18 protein-coding genes are annotated in these 16,112 nt (G+C 44.8%); 5 read left to right on the forward strand and 13 right to left on the reverse strand.

Annotated elements, in window-relative coordinates; genetic code table 11:
* Positions 1 to 69: 69 nt before the first annotated feature.
* Complete coding sequence (locus MUY27_RS09700) at positions 70 to 1,206, reverse strand: cysteine desulfurase family protein (RefSeq protein ID WP_245129815.1); 1,137 nt, start codon at positions 1,204 to 1,206, stop codon at positions 70 to 72.
* 70 nt (positions 1,207 to 1,276) lie between these two features.
* Entirely contained in the window at positions 1,277 to 2,665 is a 1,389-nt protein-coding gene (gene glmM / locus MUY27_RS09705; RefSeq protein WP_245129816.1) for a phosphoglucosamine mutase, read from the reverse strand.
* A 114-nt stretch (positions 2,666 to 2,779) separates the two neighbouring features.
* Here glmM and MUY27_RS09710 point away from each other — a divergent pair, with 114 nt between their 5' ends.
* Positions 2,780 to 3,352, forward strand: a complete 573-nt coding sequence (locus tag MUY27_RS09710) for a phosphatase PAP2 family protein (RefSeq protein ID WP_245129817.1) — start codon at positions 2,780 to 2,782, stop codon at positions 3,350 to 3,352.
* Positions 3,349 to 4,059, forward strand: a complete 711-nt coding sequence (locus tag MUY27_RS09715) for a ZIP family metal transporter (RefSeq protein ID WP_245129818.1) — start codon at positions 3,349 to 3,351, stop codon at positions 4,057 to 4,059. The genes MUY27_RS09710 and MUY27_RS09715 overlap by 4 nt, the downstream gene beginning before the upstream one ends.
* Here MUY27_RS09715 and MUY27_RS09720 read toward each other — a convergent pair.
* From MUY27_RS09720 to MUY27_RS09760, 9 genes are all read right to left on the reverse strand, one after another.
* Complete coding sequence (locus MUY27_RS09720) at positions 4,056 to 4,502, reverse strand: MarR family winged helix-turn-helix transcriptional regulator (protein ID WP_245129819.1); 447 nt, start codon at positions 4,500 to 4,502, stop codon at positions 4,056 to 4,058. The two genes, MUY27_RS09715 and MUY27_RS09720, sit on opposite strands and share 4 nt — an antisense overlap.
* Before the next feature lie 31 nt (positions 4,503 to 4,533).
* Positions 4,534 to 4,695 carry a C1orf53 family protein gene (locus MUY27_RS09725; RefSeq protein WP_245129820.1) on the reverse strand — a complete coding sequence of 54 codons (162 nt, stop codon included), beginning with the start codon at positions 4,693 to 4,695 and terminating at the stop codon, positions 4,534 to 4,536.
* Positions 4,695 to 5,633, reverse strand: coding sequence for an MBL fold metallo-hydrolase (locus MUY27_RS09730; protein ID WP_245129821.1), 939 nt, complete (start codon positions 5,631 to 5,633; stop codon positions 4,695 to 4,697). The genes MUY27_RS09725 and MUY27_RS09730 overlap by 1 nt, the downstream gene beginning before the upstream one ends.
* Positions 5,630 to 6,229 carry a dephospho-CoA kinase gene (coaE, locus tag MUY27_RS09735; protein WP_245129822.1) on the reverse strand — a complete coding sequence of 200 codons (600 nt, stop codon included), beginning with the start codon at positions 6,227 to 6,229 and terminating at the stop codon, positions 5,630 to 5,632. The genes MUY27_RS09730 and coaE overlap by 4 nt, the downstream gene beginning before the upstream one ends.
* Positions 6,230 to 7,177, reverse strand: a complete 948-nt coding sequence (locus MUY27_RS09740; protein WP_245129823.1) for a CdaR family protein — start codon at positions 7,175 to 7,177, stop codon at positions 6,230 to 6,232.
* Positions 7,178 to 7,256: 79 nt separating this feature from the next.
* The gene (gene yajC / locus MUY27_RS09745; protein WP_245129824.1) at positions 7,257 to 7,589 is read right to left on the reverse strand and encodes a preprotein translocase subunit YajC; all 333 of its coding nucleotides are present in this window, start codon (positions 7,587 to 7,589) and stop codon (positions 7,257 to 7,259) included.
* Between the two features lie 12 nt (positions 7,590 to 7,601).
* A complete protein-coding gene (locus MUY27_RS09750) occupies positions 7,602 to 8,039 on the reverse strand; it encodes a DUF1573 domain-containing protein (protein ID WP_245129825.1) in 438 nt (145 codons plus the stop codon).
* 3 nt (positions 8,040 to 8,042) lie between these two features.
* Positions 8,043 to 8,993 (reverse strand): transcription antitermination factor NusB, encoded by a 951-nt coding sequence (nusB, locus tag MUY27_RS09755; protein WP_245129826.1) that lies wholly within the window; start codon positions 8,991 to 8,993, stop codon positions 8,043 to 8,045.
* A 50-nt stretch (positions 8,994 to 9,043) separates the two neighbouring features.
* On the reverse strand, positions 9,044 to 10,132 hold the full coding sequence (locus MUY27_RS09760; RefSeq protein ID WP_245129827.1) for a Glu/Leu/Phe/Val family dehydrogenase: 1,089 nt from the start codon (positions 10,130 to 10,132) through the stop codon (positions 9,044 to 9,046).
* Between the two features lie 195 nt (positions 10,133 to 10,327).
* Between MUY27_RS09760 and MUY27_RS09765 the strand changes: the two genes are divergently transcribed.
* Complete coding sequence (locus MUY27_RS09765; RefSeq protein ID WP_245129828.1) at positions 10,328 to 12,115, forward strand: ABC transporter ATP-binding protein; 1,788 nt, start codon at positions 10,328 to 10,330, stop codon at positions 12,113 to 12,115.
* 218 nt (positions 12,116 to 12,333) lie between these two features.
* Positions 12,334 to 12,663 (forward strand): DUF3276 family protein, encoded by a 330-nt coding sequence (locus MUY27_RS09770; protein WP_245129829.1) that lies wholly within the window; start codon positions 12,334 to 12,336, stop codon positions 12,661 to 12,663.
* A 53-nt stretch (positions 12,664 to 12,716) separates the two neighbouring features.
* Here the strand turns inward: MUY27_RS09770 and MUY27_RS09775 are convergent, their stop codons facing one another.
* The gene (locus MUY27_RS09775) at positions 12,717 to 13,193 is read right to left on the reverse strand and encodes a DUF5362 family protein (protein ID WP_245129830.1); all 477 of its coding nucleotides are present in this window, start codon (positions 13,191 to 13,193) and stop codon (positions 12,717 to 12,719) included.
* Between the two features lie 56 nt (positions 13,194 to 13,249).
* Positions 13,250 to 14,611 carry a magnesium transporter gene (gene mgtE / locus MUY27_RS09780; RefSeq protein WP_245129831.1) on the reverse strand — a complete coding sequence of 454 codons (1,362 nt, stop codon included), beginning with the start codon at positions 14,609 to 14,611 and terminating at the stop codon, positions 13,250 to 13,252.
* A gap of 241 nt (positions 14,612 to 14,852) precedes the next feature.
* Here mgtE and ychF point away from each other — a divergent pair, with 241 nt between their 5' ends.
* Positions 14,853 to 15,950, forward strand: a complete 1,098-nt coding sequence (gene ychF / locus MUY27_RS09785) for a redox-regulated ATPase YchF (protein ID WP_245129832.1) — start codon at positions 14,853 to 14,855, stop codon at positions 15,948 to 15,950.
* The last annotated feature ends 162 nt before the right edge of the window (positions 15,951 to 16,112 follow it).

Here is a 16,112-nt window from a genome sequence, read left to right on the forward strand (position 1 = left end):
AAACCGTTACTTAAATCTAACTATAAGTAAAGGGCTAAATAAACCGTTTTTATTTGAAAAAAGAGCCGGTTAAGCGTTTACCAGGCAAATCTCTTTGATTTTACCTACCACGTAGTCTATTTCTTCTTTGGTATTATATTTCGAAAAAGAAAAGCGGACAGCCGGACGATTTGGATTGGCGCCGATGGCATTCAGCACGTGCGAACCGATATTGGTACCCGAGCTGCAGGCGCTGCCACCCGATGCGGAAATACCGGCGATATCCAGGTTAAAGAGCAGCATATCTGCCATCTCCATTTCTGGGAAAGATACGTTCAGTACTGTATAAAGGCTCTTTTCAGGATCAGTATCACCATTAAAATGAATGCCCGGGATTTGCGCTTTAAGGCTATCCGCCATATAGCTTTTTAATCCCTGGATGTATTGATGATGCTCGTCCATATGCTCGTACGCCAGTTCAAGCGCCTTGGCCAGGCCAACAATGCCGTATACGTTTTCTGTACCGCCGCGCATGTTACGTTCCTGCGCACCGCCGTAAATCATCGGGTCAATCTTTACGCGATGATTGATATGCAAAAAGCCCACACCTTTTGGGCCGTGCAGCTTATGAGCCGCACATACCATGAAATGAATTTTAAGCTTACTGAGGTCATGCGGGAAGTGGCCGACAGTTTGTACCGTATCGCAATGATAAATGGCGTTATACTGCTCGCAAAGCTCGCCTATACGTTCAATATCGTTCAGCGTACCTATCTCGTTATTGGCATGCATAATGGAAACGAAACTGCGTTCGTTATTTGCCAGTAATTCTTCGAGGTGCTGATAATCTATATGGCCTTGTGCGTCAACATTTACAAAGCTCAGTTTAATTTGCCCGGCTTTTTCAAGCGCTTCCAGCGTATGAACCACAGCGTGGTGTTCTATAAGGCTGGTAATGGCGTGTTTCAGACCATAGCCTGTGATACCGCAGCGGATAGCCATATTATCGGCCTCTGTTCCGCCAGAGGTAAAGAATATCTCTGCCGGAGAAGTATGCAGTAGCTGGGCTACCGTACGGCGTGCTTTTTCGATAACGGTACGCGCCTCGCGGCCGTGTGCGTGGATAGATGAAGGATTGCCAAACTGGCTTTCCATTACTTTGTACATCTCTTTCAGCACTTCCGGATCGAGCGGCGTAGTCGCAGCATTATCTAAATAAACACGCATAGTTTTTAGTCGTTGGGCAATAGTCATTTGTCATTGATTCCGTCTTGCGGACTTACTGACTTTCGGACTATTAGCTTATTTGCAAAATCTCTTTAATATCGGCAATTATCTTATTTGCCAGGTTATTCGCTACGGTTTCTGAATTACCTTCAGAATAGATACGAATAATAGGCTCTGTATTTGAACGGCGCAAATGCACCCATTCCTTGTCAAATTCTATCTTCAGACCATCGATTGTGCTATGCGGCTGGCGTTTGTATTTCTCTTCCACCTTTTGCAGCAGCACATCAATATCCATCTCAGGCGTTAACGTAATCTTATTTTTAGAAATAAAATAACCAGGATAAGTAGCACGTAGCCTGGAAACGCTCTTTCCAAACTTAGCCAGATGTGTCAGGAACAGGGCAATACCTACTAAAGCATCGCGGCCGTAGTGTAATTCAGGGTAGATTACCCCGCCATTACCTTCGCCACCGATGATGGCGTTGGTCTCCTTCATCTTATTCACCACGTTTACCTCGCCAACCGCCGCGGCTTCATAAGTACAACCTGCGGCTTCGGTTACGTCGCGCAGGGCACGGGTTGACGAAAGGTTAGATACCGTGTTGCCTTTGGCATGTTTCAGTACATAATCTGCCACGGCAACCAATGTATATTCCTCGCCAAACATGCTGCCGTCTTCTGCTACAAAGCACAAGCGATCCACATCAGGGTCTACTGCTATACCTAACTGCGCTTTCTTGGCTACTACCTCTCTCGATAATTCGGTCAGGTTTTCCGGCAACGGCTCTGGGTTATGCGGAAATTTACCATCAGGCTCGCAATATAACGGATGAACGGTTTTTACACCTAAAGCATCAAGCAGGGCGGGAACAAAAATTCCGCCGGTTGAATTTACGCAATCTATCACCACGCTGAAATTAGCTTTCTGTATGGCTTTAACATCCACCAGCGGCAAGGCCAAAATGGCGTCGATATGTTTTTGCATCCAGGTATCGTCAACGGTTACCTTGCCCAGGTCATTCACATCGGCATAGTTAAAATCGCTGTCTTCTGCTATTTGCAGCACTTCTTTACCGTCTGCATCGCTGATAAATTCGCCATCTGCGTTCAATAGCTTCAGCGCGTTCCATTGCTTGGGGTTATGGCTGGCGGTAATGATGATACCACCTGCAGCTTTTTCGCCAGGAACGGCTACTTCCACAGTTGGTGTGGTTGAAAGGCCCAGATCAATCACATCTATACCCAAGCCTTGCAAGGAACCGATCACCAGGTTATTCACCATACTGCCAGAGATACGGGCATCTCTGCCTACCACTATTTTCTTCAGCCCGGCTTTCTTTACCGCCCAGGTACCAAATGCCGACGTAAACTTCACAATATCCAGGGGCGTTAATCCTTCGCCCGCTCTGCCGCCTATTGTTCCGCGTATCCCTGAAATAGATTTTATAAGTGTCAAAATCCTGAATTTATATAGACGGCAAAAATAACAAAATAGAATGACCGCCAATACAGTTTTATAACTGTTTTAACCGCCGCTTATAATGGCTATATTAGCACGCTTATCTTGTGTATGCTGCAACATCTGTTAGAGCTTGACCGCCATGGGTTTTACCTGATCAACCACGAAATGAGCAATGCCTTTTTCGACTGGCTGATGCCCATACTTCGTAATGCGCGCTTTTGGATCCCCCTTTATATTTTCATTATTATTTTCACCACCTGGAAATATAAGAAACAGGGTGTGGTGGTGATACTGCTGCTAGCCATTACCGTTGGTGTGGCCGATTTTACCAGCGCCACGCTGATTAAAAAGACCGTCCGACGGATACGCCCCTGTAATGATGTTGCGTTGAAAGACTCTGTTACAGACCGGGTTGGATGCGGAACAGGCTACAGTTTTCCATCCACGCATGCAACAGATCATTTCTCAATCGCACTGTTTCTGTCACTGGTATTTCATAAAAGGTGGCGGCGGGTATGGTTCTGGACAATTTTATGGGCAGCTTCTATTAGCTTTGCACAAGTATATGTAGGTGTACACTACCCGGTTGATGTAATTTGCGGTGCCGTCTACGGTTCATTGATCGGTTTTATTTTCGCTACCATAAACAAAAAATTTAATACGGCATTCTATACCACATGATCTGGCAATCTATCCTGCTTTTTTCTGCCGCCTTTATCGGCGGAGTGTCTGTATTTCTTTTTAAGGGTGATCACCATAAAAAGCTCAGACTCATCCTGTCATTCAGCGGGGCGTATTTGTTTGCCATCACCGTATTGCACCTGATACCAGACGCCTACCATAACAACGACAATATGGTAGGAGTATTTATACTCGCAGGATTTCTTTTCCAGATTGTGCTGGAACAGTTCTCAGACGGTATTGAACACGGCCACATGCATACTCATGCACACAAGGCCTTCCCTATCGGAATTATGGCCAGCCTTTGTTTACACGCTTTTCTGGAAGGCATGCCGCTGGCACAAGGTTATCAGTCGCAGTTGGTATTTGGAATTGCGCTGCACCACATCCCTGCTGCGTTTGCTTTGGGCACCGTATTGCTGCACAATAACCAAAGCAGAAACGCCACCTTATTTTTCATCGTGCTATTTGCACTAATGGCTCCGTTAGGGTACTTTTTCAGCGATAGTTTAAGCCGCGGCGGAGTGGGTAACCTGCAGCACTATTTTAACCGGATTATGGGTGTGGTGATTGGTATATTTCTGCACATCAGTACCACCATTTTATTCGAGGCCGGGCCCGATCATAAATTCAACAGAAGAAAACTGATTGCCGTACTGGCAGGTACAGGGATAGCCTTGGGCGGATTTTTGGTAGAAGTTGTTTAACCGCGAAATTTATCGAGCAGTGCGCTTAGCTGGCCTGCTTCCTCTTCGGTTAAATTATTTTTGAAAAGGTCACTTGGTTTGGCTTCACGGTCCATCACCTCCAGCACTTCCAATCCTTTGTTACTGATCCTGATATCAACTGCGCGACGGTCTTTACTGTTGGTACACCGCGAAACCAATTCTTTCTGAACCAGGCGGTCTACAATGCGCGAAGCATCAGACATTTTATCTACCATGCGCTCTTTTAGTAAATTGATGGTAGCCGGGTTGGGATATTGCCCCCGAAGGATACGAAGGATGTTAAACTGTTGCGTCGTGAGGTTATACTTTTCGAAAAGCTCCCTTTGGATATTACCAAGCCAGCCCGCCGTATAGTGCAGGTTTACTACAGCACGATGAATGTTATCTTCAAACTTACTTTGTATCTCCTCGTCTATCGTCATGGTTGTAAAATGCAAAGTAATACAAATATGTTTATTTATTTTTTATTTCCCGAGGCGGCCTGGGTTTGCCATAGTTCCACGGGCAATGCAAACATTTGTTTTTGCAGCAGTACCCGCGCTTCAGGTGGTACTCTTTAGTGAACACAAATAACCCCTGCTCGTTGATATAGTAATCCACGTTTTCCTGTAACATCAGTTCAAGATCTTTACAAAGATATTACCTTCAAAGTAAGCCTTCAAACGCTCGCCATTACCATGAAGCGTCCAGATCTGCTGCGGCTTCACCAATTTTACGGCCGCTAAAATATCGCTCCAATCGGCATGATCTGAAATAAACAAGGTATCGTTCTGGTTCACCTGCAGGTTTTTCCAACCAGAGGCAAACAGCCTTTTTACACCCGTAGCGCGGATGTAACTATCAAACGTAAACGGCGGGACGATGTAAACGTATTCGTCCTGCTGTTTCATCAGTTTACGATTATAGATCTGGTAGTTCCCCAGATGGAAACCGTCCTTCTCGTAAACAGCGCACAATGGCATTACTTTGTGGTGCACCAGTATTTTCTTCTGAGGCGCGTGGTCGTTTATCAGCCGGATCAACCGTTGGCTTTTACCCAAACCGTATGCGCCCAACAGGATATTAACTTTAATTTCGTTAAGTTTTTGAATTTCAGCAACAGGATCCGGGTGGGTGATTGCCGGATCAGCAAAGGTACTTTCCGTGATGAACACATCGGCCTCCGCAAACTCGATCGGCTCACAACTACCATCCGCCTGTAGTTTAAAATCACCTGTATAAAGGTACTTTACACCATCGTACGTCATCAACACCATAGCCGAACCCAACATATGTCCTGCGGGCAAAAAGCTTATTTCCACGCCGTTTATAGTAAAAGCTTGCTTATAAGCAATCATATTAAACGTTTTTGCGGCATTGCGCTGGTAGCGTAATTGCATAAAAGCGGCGGTAGCTGCCGTACAATAAACTTCGTTGTTACCGCTTACGGCATGGTCGCCATGGGCATGGGATATGACAGCCCTATCAACCGGTTGCTGCGGATCAAGATAAAAACGGCCGTAAGGGCAATAAATCCCTTTATCTGTAATGTAAATAAAATCTTCGTGTATCATTTGCCTGCGGCAAGTTTTAAAAACTGCTGATGAAGTTCCAGCACCTGGGGAATAACCAGGCGGCTATCATCGTTCCAAATGCGGTAATCTGCCAGTCTGATCTTTTCTTCTTCGTTCATCTGCCGGGCATCGCGGGCGAGGGCTTCTTCCCTGGTAATATGATCGCGCCCAACTACCCTTTGCAACCGCATTTCAAGAGGGGCTGTTACCACGATGGTATAGTCGCACATTTTATAAGAATCGCTCTCGAACATCAACGCCGCCTCTTTTAAGGTGTAAGGCACATCTGCATACGCTACGGCCCAATTATCAAAAGCGCGAAAAACCGCAGGATGTACAAGTGCATTCAATTTAGCCAGTTCGTCCGGGTTGTTAAAAACCTTTGAAGCAATGTATTTACGGTTTAAAACCCCGTCTTCCAGGTATGATTCTTTGCCGAAAAGCTTCACAAGGCCTTCCATCAGTTCGGCATCCTTCACCATCACCTCTTTGGCTGCGGTATCTGCATAAAACACCGGCACGCCAAGTAGTGCAAACACCTTACTGACGGTTGTTTTTCCGCTTCCGATATTCCCGGTGATACCAATTTTAATCATTTACTTTTTTACTATAAAATCAATATTGCGGGGCTCTATCTTTACTATTTTGCAGTATGCAGGTACCCTGGTAAATTGTACCGGTAGTACGTTGTAGTCGCGCTTACTCCAAAGCGTCAGATCGGCAACAGCGTCAAAATAATTCTCGTCGGTTTCTGCGTAACGGCTTAAAGAAGTGGTGAAGGTTACCTTTACCTTTTGCGGGAAGATTTTCACATCGTAATAACTGGTATTGCCCACCAGCTTTACCGGCACCTCTATGGTTTTCTCTGTAAACTCGTCTACGGGTACCTGTACACGTACTGTACGAGGGTAAATGGTAATATTTGCTTCTTTGGAAGGCACTAAGTTAACGCGGGTAGCTACAGATTCGTTTACCTCCTGTAGTTTCAGTGAATCTGTTTTCCAGTATTCAATCTTACTGATGAGGTTGCTGGGGCCGCTTAAAGTAACATAAGCCGGACTGACAACGATGTTGCCCGACTGCATAAACTGCGGCTGATAATCAATCCGCGATAGTAGCTTTACCAGCACCCTGCGTGTACTGCGGTTGGTAAAATCGAAGTAAAGTGTATCCGGATCAAAAGACATAATCCGTTGATCTGTTTCCTTGCGGCGGTTGATCTGATCCAATTGCGAGTTCAGCGCAATATAATTCTGGCTTTCGAGTGTATGCAGGTCGATATTTACCCGTTCATCTACCGGCTTAAAACCGGCATATAACATCCGCCAGCCGCTGCCCTGTACTGTTGCATCTACCGTATCTGATTGTAACGGCCTGAAGGCACGGCGCTGCGGTACGTTATTGTAAACCAGTATGCGCTTTACCTTGTAATTATAATTGCTTGAAAGGGCAGTAAGTATCCATGCACCCGCAGCCAGCACCAAACAGGTGATGAAAGCGGTTAAACGTCTGCGTTCTGCTTCGGATAACTTAATAATGGCCATTTCAGCTACCTTTTAAATTAAAATGCCGTTCAAATGAGTGATCAAACTGAACGGCATTTACTAAGTTAAAGTTTTTAATTTATGCCTTGGTTTCAGCAGGCGGCGTATTCAGCGCTTTTGAAGCATCAAGGGAAATAGAAGCTTTATCGAAACGGATTTTTGCACCGCTTTCTACTTCGATTAAAAAAGTAGTTTCGTTCATATCAGCGATACGACCGTGTATGCCGGCGGTAGTAATTACTTTATCGCCTTTTTTAAGCTCTTCTACGTATTTCTTCTGATCTTTTTGCTTTTTAACCTGCGGACGGATCATGAAGAAATAGAAAACCACGATGATCAGTACCATTGGAAGTAATGATCCCAGGTTACCAAACCCGCCTGCCGCCGCTTGTAATAAAATAGTTGCTATCATTTGTTAAATTAATTATTTAGTGTTTGGTGTCAGCACCTCGCCTACCAGGTGTACGCGTGTATCTGCCGGGTTGGTATTAGCCGTAACGGTAATCTGCTTATCCTGCATGCCCATTTTACCTGCGCTGTTAAACTCTACATGCACCACGCCTGTTTCGCCCGGGGCCACCGGTTTTTTAGGGAAGGTTGGCGTAGTACAACCACACGTTGCAGTAGCATTGGCAATAATCAGCGGAGATTTACCTGTATTGGTAAACTTAAAATCGTACTTGGTGATTTCACCCTGCTTGATCTTACCGAAATCATGCGCTTCGGTTTCAAACTTAATGGTTGTTACTACCGGGGCTGCAACAGTGTTACCGGTGGTTGTTGCCGTGTTGTTTGAATTAGCCTGGTTACAAGCCTGCAGCACTGCAGCTGCAATCATACCTGTCAGAATAAGTTTTTTCATCGGTTATTCTTCTATTAAGCCCCGACCTGTTTTACGGATCTTGTTGGCTGCTTTTAATTCAAATAAAATCTTATCCAGAATACCATTAATGAAGGCATTACTCTTAGGTGTGCTAAACTCCTTCGCTATTTCCAGGTATTCGTTAATGGTAACCTTAACCGGTACCGATGCAAAGTTAACAAATTCGGTAATTGCCATCTTCATTAAAAGCGTATCCATCATGGCGATACGCTCCGGTTCCCAGTTCTGTGTTTTATTATTGATCAGTTCCTGGTACTCCGCATCGTGGCGAATGGTTTCTGTATACAGGTTAACAATAAACTCGCGGTCTTCAACCCAATTGCCGGTAACCTCGGCAAGTTGATTCTCTTTCGGGTTTTCTGACGAGAAGTTCTTGAATGTTTTTGCGATCAATGCCTGCAATACATCTTTATCTACCGGCCAGAAGATGAATTTGTCTTCGAACACCTGTTCTGCAAGTGACGATTTCAGGATCACTTTTTTGAAAATGTACTTGATGATATCTTTATCCGTACCGATGGTATCGTCTTTAAACTCCAGGTAGTCTTTATATTCTGCGGAATTTTTCAGGATAGAGAATAGTGATTTTGCCAATTCCGGGTCGAAATCCCAAGAAACCTTGTATTTCTTAACCGCGGCAACGTAATCAGGGTTTTGACGCAGCGACTGCAGGAACCTGTTATCGGTGATCTTCAGGTTAGGCGCCATGTCCTCGGCCGTTTTGATGTACTTATTGGCACGCTCTTCTGCATCTGTATGTGCATAGTCTGCCACCTCATTAATCAGCGAGAGCATCCAGATATACATTTCGTATACCTTATCAATACTCTGCAACAAGTTTTTCTCGTGCTGCTTTAATTCTTTTTTTTCTGTCTGATAATAGGCATATAATGCCTGTAATACTTTTACCCTGAGGTGCCTTCTGTTAAGCATGTAATAAGAACGATTGAGGGGCCATCGCCCCGGTTTAAGATAAACTTATATTAATATGATGATTTTATTTTTCTAATATCTGCAATGCGCTTTTCAGCAATTTTATTTGCAGCTTCTATGGTACTTATATTTTCGGCCTTCGATAGTTTTAAAACGTTTCTGGTGGCATTATAAATGTTCTCGGTAAGCTGAAGGGTGCGTTTTTTACTGAAACCCATCAGTTCTGAGTAACAATTGATCAGGCCACCGGCGTTAATTACGTAATCAGGCGCATACAAAATTCCTTTGTCCAACAACATCCTACCATGAATGTTTTCGTCCTCCAGCTGATTATTAGCCGACCCGGCGATGATGGCACATTTTAATTTACCGATGGTACGGCTGTTTACGGTAGCACCTAATGCACACGGCGCATAGATCTCTGCGTTGATATCAAAAATGGTGTTGTTCGCCACCGGTTGTGCACCATATTTCTTAGACACCTGTACAACGCGCTCTTCGTTAATATCACTTACGTACACCTTTGCACTTTCTTCGCGCAGCAGCTTTACCAGGTTTTCGCCCACATGGCCAATGCCTTGCACAATAACAGACCTGCCAACCAAAGTATCTGCCCCGAACAACTCTTTAACAGAAGCTTTTATCCCCATTAAAACGCCGCGTGCGGCTATCGGTGTCGGGTCGCCGCTACCGCCCATTGTCTCAGGTACGCCGGTTACATGCTCGGTCTCCATCCGGATATATTCCATATCGCGGGTGTTGGTACCCATATCTTCGGCGGTGATAAACTCGCCGTTCAGGTTTTTAATAAACCTGCCCAGCTTGCGCATCATGGCTTCGGTTTTGTCGCGCCGCGGGTCGCCCATAATTACCGCACTGCCACCACCAATGTTTAAACCGGATACAGAGGCTTTGTAAGTCATGCTTTTAGAAAGGCGCAGCACATCGCGCAAAGCATCCGTCTCGCTTTTATACGTCCACATACGGGTGCCGCCCAGGGCAGGGCCGAGCGTGGTATCATGAACAGCAATAATGGCTTTTAAGCCGGTGTCCGGATCGTTGCAGAAAACAACCTTCTGATGGCCGAGCGCCTGTAGCAAATCGAATATAGAAGAAGGTGTATTGTCCGTTAACGGCATGAAACAAGGTTTTTGAATATCACCACGACAAAAGTAGATGTTTTTATGATATTTTATATCGGTTCGCTGCAAATCTTATCCTATTAAAGCCCAAAACCGCTTGTTTTTATGACAATTCGATTGAAATTAGCGACGAAACAGGCGTTGAAATTAAAATCCGGAATTGGATAAAGTTGTACTTTTGCTGCCGACGCGATGAAAGACCTGGCTTACCTGAATAAGTTTTTATATAAATACCGCTGGCGATTTATACCAGGTATCATCTTTGTAATTATTTCAAACGTATTCGGTGTGTTACCTGCGCAGGTAGTGCGGGTAGCGTTTGACCTGGTTACGGAAAACATCGCCATTTACAGGCTTTACAGCGGTTTCCACCGCCAGGAACTGATCTACGATATTTTTGGTTCCAGCCTGCTGCTTTTCGGGTTAATGGTACTTATGCTGTCGCTGATCCGCGGTTTGTTCCTGTTCCTGATGCGGCAAACACTGATCCTGATGTCGCGCCATATCGAATACGACCTTAAAAATACCATTTACAACCACTACCAGAACCTTTCGCTGGCCTTTTACCGCCGTCATAGCACTGGCGACCTGATGAACCGCGCGACGGAAGACGTGAGCCGTGTACGGATGTACCTGGGCCCGGGCATTATGTATTCGGTGAATACGATTGTGCTGTTTGTGCTGGTGATCTACGCCATGACGACCGTTAACCTGCGTTTGGCATTATTCTCTGTACTTCCCCTACCTGTACTGGCCTTTAGTATTTACTACGTCAACAGCATTATCAACTTCCGGAGCGAGAAGATACAACAGCGGCTTTCTGCCCTATCCAGCTTTATCCAGGAAACCTTCTCGGGTATCCGGGTGATTAAATCATACGTGCGTGAAAACTTTGTACGCGATAGTTTTGCGGTAGAAAGCGAGAATTACAAGACGCACTCCATGGCCCTGGTTCGCGTGCAGGCCCTCTTCTACCCCATGATGCTTTTGCTGATCGGCATCAGCAACGTGATCATTATCTACGTAGGTGGTGTGGAAGTAATGAAGGGTACGGTTACACCGGGCAACATCGCCGAGTTTATCGTTTACCTTAATCAGCTGATGTTCCCGGTAATGGCGCTTGGATGGGTGACTTCGCTGATCCAGCGGGCGGCCGCTTCCCAAAAACGGATTAATGAGTTTCTGAAAGAAACGCCTGAGATTGTGTCGGGGAATGTGATGCACCAGGTAAAGGGTGAAATCAGGTTTAACAACGTCTCTTTCACCTACCCGGATACCGGCATTCAAGCGTTAAAAAATGTGTCATTCACTGCACGCCCGGGAGAAATGGTGGCCATCATTGGTCGTACCGGTTCGGGAAAATCTACCATTGCCAACCTCATCATGCGGATGTATGATGTTACCGACGGCGACATTGCGATTGATGGTGTTACCCTGCCTACCCTTGAACTGAACACCTACCGCTCACAAGTAGGCTTTGTTCCACAGGAAGTTTTCCTATTCTCTGATACCATTGCGCGCAACATTGCTTTTAGTGCTGATAAGATGGATCTGCCTGCCGTTGAGCAGGCAGCCAAAGATGCATCGGTATACCAAAACATTGTAGAATTTGACAAAGGTTTCGATACCATGATCGGCGAACGCGGCATTACCCTGTCTGGCGGACAAAAGCAGCGGGTTTCTATCGCCCGGGCGATATTTAAACAACCGCAGATCCTGATCCTGGACGATTGCCTTTCAGCAGTGGATACCAAAACCGAGGAAGAGATCCTGAACAATATGGGGTCGATTATGAATAACAAGACCAGCATCATCATCGCCCACCGGATATCGACTATTAAGAACGCCGACCAGATCTTAGTTTTAGACCACGGGACCATTGCAGAACGCGGTACGCATGAATCACTGATGGAACAAAAAGGCATTTACTTCGACCTTTATGAAAAGCAACTGCTTGAAGAGCAGGAAAACGAATCGTAATACGCAAAAACTAACTATCAGGCACTTCCCCTTTCCTGAGAATATTAATTATTATTTAAATAATATAACAAGCGACCGGTTTTTCCGTACAAGCTCTCGCACCATACAATTATTTATTGCTATAGTTTTAAAAAACCAGAACAATATTTTAATTATTCCTTGCTATTTGAAAATTTATTTATATTTATGCAATCAAACTAAGACAACACTTTTAAACAATGGGAGATTTTGAAAACAGAGAGCGGGAGGAAGTATTCTCAAAGAAGGTAAGAGCCGGGAAAAGGACCTATTTTTTTGATGTTAAAGCAACACGATCTAACGACTACTACATTACAATCACAGAAAGTAAAAAACGTTTAGAAGACGGTGTTTTTGTAAAACATAAGATCTTTTTATATAAAGAAGATTTCGAAAAATTTGCAGAAGGGCTGAAAGGTACTGTAGATTACATCAAAGATCACCAGGAAGTAGTTGAAAAACGATACGAATATTCTGATACGCCAGAAGTAGCCCAAGCTACAGAAGACGATTTTTCATTCGAGATATAAAAAAAAACCTGCTTAAAGCAGGTTTTTTTTTATTATCACATTGCTATCACCAATTAGTGGCTTCTCAGCCCGATCATTATTGAAAAGACGAAGGATAGCACCATTAAAGCAATCATGATCACTGTTAAAACTCCCCAAAACTTAAAGAACGATTTAAGTTTGGCTACGGCCGTTGTGATATTTGGTGTATGCTTAAACAATATCCCTTGTTTGGCTTGGTTGGCAAACTGATATAGATACATTGATGGAAAAAAGTATAGCAGGGCAAAACAGCCGTACCCTATGCCAATAAATGCGCCCACACCGGCCGGCATTGGTGTTGGTGACATTCTTCCCAAAATAGAAAAAACAGATCCGGCAAAGATCGCCATGATTAAAATAAAAGCGCTGCCGATAAATCCCATTATTCCGAGAAATCTGGCCCAGCCTGCGCCTTCATTTAAATAATACTGGGCTTCTGGTGTAAGTAGTAATTCTGGTTCTGGTGTTGGTTGAAGTTCTGGTACTTCAGGCTGAAGTGTTTCGTCCATGTTTTAGTGTGATTTAGTTTGCTTAAAAATAGGCAACTGCTTTCACTAAACAAACATCAAACCTTCATAATCATTACTGCGATAGTAAAATAAATGATCAGGCCGGTTACGTCTACCAGTGTCGCTACAAATGGTGCTGAAGAGGTTGCCGGGTCAAGCCCGAGCCTTTTAAGCAACAACGGCAGCATAGAACCTGCTAATGAGCCCCACAGCACAATACCAATTAACGAAGTGCCTACTGTAAGGCCTACTTGTAACCAGTGCGGGCCGTAAATATTACTAAATAGCGTCCAGACGAAGATCCGGAAGAAACCTATCGCTCCTAATATAGACCCCAGCATAAAGCCTGACAGTATCTCCCTGCGCATTACGCGCCACCATTCTGCAACGGTTACTTCACCCAGCGCCATGGCCTGAATAATTAAGGTAGACGCCTGCGAACCGCTATTCCCCCCACTTGACATTACCAACGGCAGAAACAGGGCCAGTACCACGGCTTTTTTAATTGGCTCTTCGAAATAACCCATGGCAGTCGCGGTAAGCATTTCGCTCAGGAACAGGATGATCAGCCAGCTCACACGTTTCTTCACCAGCTTCAGCAGCGGAATATCCAGGTAGGGTTCGTCCAGCGCCTCGGTACCACCAATCTTCTGGATATCTTCGGTATACTCTTCGTTGGCAATCCAAAGGATATCATCTACGGTTACAATCCCTAACAGTATCCCTTCCTGATCTACCACGGGCAGCGCCACACGGTTATTCATCCTGAAGATGTTGATGGCTTCCTGTTGAGGGGCATTCGCATCCAAGGCAATCAAGCGGTTATCCATCAAATCGCTCACCTTCGTCTCTGGCGCAACCAACAGGATCTCCCTGATCCGGATATCATCCAGCAATGTACCCTTATCATCAATTACGTACAGTACGTCGATGGTTTCGGAGTTCTTTCCATAGCGACGAATGTGGTTTAGCACCCGCTCTACATTCCAGGTCTTCTTAACCGCGATATAATCGGGCGTCATCAAACGGCCTACGCTGTCTTCCTCGTACCCTAAGAGGATGAGGGCCTCTTTACGGTCATCCGGCGGGAGGTGAACAATCAGGCTTTTAACTGCATCGCCGTGTAATTCGCTGAACAGCGCAGTACGGTCATCCGGCGGCAATTCGTTGATCAGGTCGGCAATTTTCTTTCCGGAAAGCTTTTTGATAATACGCTCCTGGGTAGGGAAATCCAGGATACGGAAAACGTTAACGGCACGATTTAAAGACAGGGTTTCGATAAATAGCGGCCCATGCTCGGGCAGTTCATCTATCAGGTGTTCCACATCAGATATGTTCAGGTCGTTCAAATAATCCTGCAACAGTTGATGATCTCCCTGCTCCAGCAATGTTTCTATTTGCTCAACCATTTCTTCCATATCGATGCTCCTTTTTTACATTGGTGTATGTGTTTACTGCCTTTTGTTAACGCTGGCAAAAGTCGTTTATTTTTTCAAAATATCACGATGTTTTTTATGTTATCTTTGCGGGATTTTTGAGGGCACTTACCAAGCGCCGGCGTATTAATTTCCTGCAAAAACTTAACGTTAATAACAGGTTAAATTATCCTTTCGTTTGGCAAGTTGTAAGTTACTCAATACACCAAACAACTAGTAGAAAATGGGTTTACAATGCGGTATAGTTGGTTTACCGAACGTGGGAAAATCAACGCTTTTTAACTGTTTATCAAATGCAAAGGCACAGGCGGCCAATTTTCCGTTCTGTACCATAGAGCCAAACGTAGGCGTGATTACCGTGCCGGATGAGCGTTTGACCAAACTGGCTGAACTGGTTAATCCGCAGCGCATAGTGCCTAACACCATAGAGATTGTTGACATTGCCGGCCTTGTGAAAGGTGCCAGCAAAGGCGAAGGCCTGGGCAACCAGTTTTTAGGAAACATCCGCGCTACGAATGCCATCATCCACGTTTTGCGTTGCTTTGATGACGACAACGTGATCCACGTAGATGGCTCTGTCGACCCTATCCGTGATAAAGAAATCATCGATACCGAACTTCAGCTAAAAGACCTTGAATCGGTAGAAAAGAAACTTCAAAAAGTAGAAAAGGCTGCCAAAACCGGTGATAAAGACGCTAAAAAAGCTTTTGATGTGTTAACCGTTTATCGCGAACACCTGATGTCTGGAAAATCTGCACGTACGGCTCCGGTTATCGAAGAAGATAAAGAACACATTGAAGATCTTTGGCTGCTGACCGCAAAACCGGTAATGTACGTTTGTAACGTAGAAGAGAAATCTGTCAATACCGGCAATGCCTATGTAGAACGGGTGAAAGAAGCCGTAAGGGAAGAAAATGCACAGGTGCTGATTATCTCTGCGCAGATTGAATCTGAAATTGCACAACTGGAAAGCTACGAAGAGCGCCAGATGTTTCTGGAAGATCTGGGCCTGGAAGAGTCTGGTGTAAATAAATTAATTAAGGCCGCTTATCATCTCTTAAACTTAAGCACCTACTTTACCGCTGGTGTACAGGAAGTACGCGCGTGGACCATCACCAAGGGCTTTACTGCGCCGCAGGCTGCAGGTGTAATTCATAGTGATTTCGAAAAAGGCTTTATCCGTGCCGAGGTGATCAAGTATGACGACTTTGTAAAGTACGGTTCTGAAAATGCCTGTAAAGACGCCGGTAAATTAAGCGTGGAAGGTAAAACCTATATTGTACAGGATGGCGACATTATGCACTTCAGGTTTAACGTATAATATTTTTCTGAAATAGATATTAAAGGCAGGGATAGCTATCCTTGCCTTTTTTGTTTCCCACCTTTTCAGTTGAATGATGAGGAAAATGTTATTCTTATTAAATTGCTCTCGTGTTTGCGTTTTACCCCTATGCAAAATAACCCATGCTAACATGATACAACT

The sequence above is a fragment of the Mucilaginibacter straminoryzae genome (assembly GCF_022953055.1).
Classification (GTDB): domain Bacteria; phylum Bacteroidota; class Bacteroidia; order Sphingobacteriales; family Sphingobacteriaceae; genus Mucilaginibacter; species Mucilaginibacter straminoryzae.

Coding starts and splice junctions, on each gene's coding strand:
- MUY27_RS09700 (WP_245129815.1), bottom strand. CDS start 1,206: ATGCGTGTTTATTTAGATAATGCTGCGACTACGCCGCTCGATCCGGAA.
- MUY27_RS09710 (WP_245129817.1), top strand. CDS start 2,780: ATGCTGCAACATCTGTTAGAGCTTGACCGCCATGGGTTTTACCTGATC.
- MUY27_RS09715 (WP_245129818.1), top strand. CDS start 3,349: ATGATCTGGCAATCTATCCTGCTTTTTTCTGCCGCCTTTATCGGCGGA.
- MUY27_RS09720 (WP_245129819.1), bottom strand. CDS start 4,502: ATGACGATAGACGAGGAGATACAAAGTAAGTTTGAAGATAACATTCAT.
- MUY27_RS09725 (WP_245129820.1), bottom strand. CDS start 4,695: ATGTTACAGGAAAACGTGGATTACTATATCAACGAGCAGGGGTTATTT.
- MUY27_RS09730 (WP_245129821.1), bottom strand. CDS start 5,633: ATGATACACGAAGATTTTATTTACATTACAGATAAAGGGATTTATTGC.
- coaE (WP_245129822.1), bottom strand. CDS start 6,229: ATGATTAAAATTGGTATCACCGGGAATATCGGAAGCGGAAAAACAACC.
- MUY27_RS09740 (WP_245129823.1), bottom strand. CDS start 7,177: ATGGCCATTATTAAGTTATCCGAAGCAGAACGCAGACGTTTAACCGCT.
- yajC (WP_245129824.1), bottom strand. CDS start 7,589: ATGATAGCAACTATTTTATTACAAGCGGCGGCAGGCGGGTTTGGTAAC.
- MUY27_RS09750 (WP_245129825.1), bottom strand. CDS start 8,039: ATGAAAAAACTTATTCTGACAGGTATGATTGCAGCTGCAGTGCTGCAG.
- nusB (WP_245129826.1), bottom strand. CDS start 8,993: ATGCTTAACAGAAGGCACCTCAGGGTAAAAGTATTACAGGCATTATAT.
- MUY27_RS09760 (WP_245129827.1), bottom strand. CDS start 10,132: ATGCCGTTAACGGACAATACACCTTCTTCTATATTCGATTTGCTACAG.
- MUY27_RS09765 (WP_245129828.1), top strand. CDS start 10,328: ATGAAAGACCTGGCTTACCTGAATAAGTTTTTATATAAATACCGCTGG.
- MUY27_RS09770 (WP_245129829.1), top strand. CDS start 12,334: ATGGGAGATTTTGAAAACAGAGAGCGGGAGGAAGTATTCTCAAAGAAG.
- MUY27_RS09775 (WP_245129830.1), bottom strand. CDS start 13,193: ATGGACGAAACACTTCAGCCTGAAGTACCAGAACTTCAACCAACACCA.
- mgtE (WP_245129831.1), bottom strand. CDS start 14,611: ATGGAAGAAATGGTTGAGCAAATAGAAACATTGCTGGAGCAGGGAGAT.
- ychF (WP_245129832.1), top strand. CDS start 14,853: ATGGGTTTACAATGCGGTATAGTTGGTTTACCGAACGTGGGAAAATCA.